The 1,686-nt window shown below is 54.3% G+C and carries 3 protein-coding genes; all 3 read left to right on the top strand.

Annotated elements, in window-relative coordinates; genetic code table 11:
• Positions 1 to 459: hypothetical protein (locus tag K336_RS18835; RefSeq protein ID WP_211223517.1), on the top strand; the 459-nt coding region annotated here is incomplete at its 5' end.
• The gene (locus K336_RS18830; protein WP_155945123.1) at positions 456 to 884 is read left to right on the top strand and encodes a DUF7878 domain-containing protein; all 429 of its coding nucleotides are present in this window, start codon (positions 456 to 458) and stop codon (positions 882 to 884) included. The genes K336_RS18835 and K336_RS18830, both read left to right, overlap by 4 nt.
• A gap of 76 nt (positions 885 to 960) precedes the next feature.
• On the top strand, positions 961 to 1,362 hold the full coding sequence (locus K336_RS16455) for a hypothetical protein (protein ID WP_051245791.1): 402 nt from the start codon (positions 961 to 963) through the stop codon (positions 1,360 to 1,362).
• The last annotated feature ends 324 nt before the right edge of the window (positions 1,363 to 1,686 follow it).

Here is a 1,686-nt window from a genome sequence, read left to right as displayed (position 1 = left end):
GTGTCGGTCCAGGCCACCGGACACGCCCAAACCGTCCACAACCTAGCCATCGGTGGCCTTCACAACTACCACGTGGTCACCGACACCGGACAGGCCATCCTCGTCCACAACAACAACGGCCCCAGCGGATGCGGTATAAACGAGACGCAACAGGGTGCAATAGAAAAGGCGGCAAGTAATCCTGATGATATCTTTATTAAGAATAAGCATCTTGCGAGCGCTTCTGGAAATCAAGCAAAATTTGACACTGATGATATCTCTGAAGCGCAATCATGGGTTGCAGAAGAGTTGAAGTCTGGAGATTCGCAAGTGGTGCCAAATCCAAATCATCCAAATGATACGTTCCGAGTGGTTTCTGACCTGGGGAGAGAAGTTGGAACAAAGGGTCAAACTCGAATACGATCTGTTTTGTCTATTGATGGAAGAGTTATAAACGCGTTCCCTGTAAAAGGGGTATGATTGTGGAGTTTAAATTTTTCGATTTATCAACTACGCAAATTCCAGAGCGTTCAGAAGTCGGGTATCTGATTGGCGTTGAGGCTTCTTTGGTAATCTCTGATCATGGACTTGTCATACTAAACGAGCCGACTTTTCCGGTGCTTGAATTGGCATGGTCACTAGGTCATTGGACGGCTTCTTCTCCGCTGCACGATTTCGAATTTGAATCACTTGACTACGAAGAGATAGGGGTAGTTTCCATCAAAAGTCATAATAATAAGTGGGTGGTGTCTTCCTGTTTCAATCCAACCGTCAGCAGCGCACCGTACGAGCGAGAAGTAATATTCACGTCGATCGCCAACTTTATTGGGAGGTTGTATCATGAGTTAAAGCAGATTGAGTCTGATGCTGCGACGATGCTTGAATCTGCATTCAAATTGCTTTGAGTAGAAGTATATGGCCACATGAAACAAAACCGTATTTTCCATGGATTTCCTGTGCCGCTCCGGATATGATTGGGGCATGCCGGTTGAGGTCACCCCAGAAGAAACTGCCGTCCTGATCAGGTCGAAGAAGTGGCTTGGCAGTCACGTGCTCGTCGGGATGAAGGCCGAAACGATTCTGCACGCCTCCCGTGGCGTCGATGTGGGTATCATCGCTGAAAGGGTCGAACGGGCGGAGAGGAACGTGCGGAAATGGCTGGCCGGGTGGCAGGGCGCGCGGATGTGTTCGGCGCCGACCGGGGGCGCCGGGAACCAGGACGCAGCGAAACCCGCCCGCGTCCGGAAGCAGGAACCCAAGACCATCCTCGCCCGGCCGCCCTCCCCGGCGGGCGTCCACGCCGAGTTCTGGGACGTCCCGGCTATACGTGACGCCGTGAAGATCCTGTTCGACGCCGAACACCAGCCGGACTCCTCCTACTAGCTGCTCCTTCGCCTGTGCGGGCCGAGCCTCGGACCGCCCGACCCGCTCGACAAGACCGCGACGAGCACGTCTGGAACACGACCAAGAACAACACCGCGAACATCCAGCACGAGACCCCTGAAGAGTCCTCGACGCGCTCGCCTCCCACGTCACCGGCCGCACCTTCGACTACGACTTCGAGCACCTCCCACTCCGCGAAACCAGAAACGATCTTGTTTCATGACGGCCATATGTTGAGGATCGTGGCTACATCCCGGCCGAGCAGTTGCATGAGGGCGACATCCTCCACACCCCGGACGGGCGAGTCACCGAGGTGGTGTCGGT

The sequence above is a fragment of the Propionibacterium acidifaciens DSM 21887 genome (assembly GCF_000426605.1).
GTDB classification, from domain to species: Bacteria; Actinomycetota; Actinomycetes; order Propionibacteriales; family Propionibacteriaceae; genus Propionibacterium; species Propionibacterium acidifaciens.
This window is presented reverse-complemented; position numbering and strand designations above follow the sequence as displayed.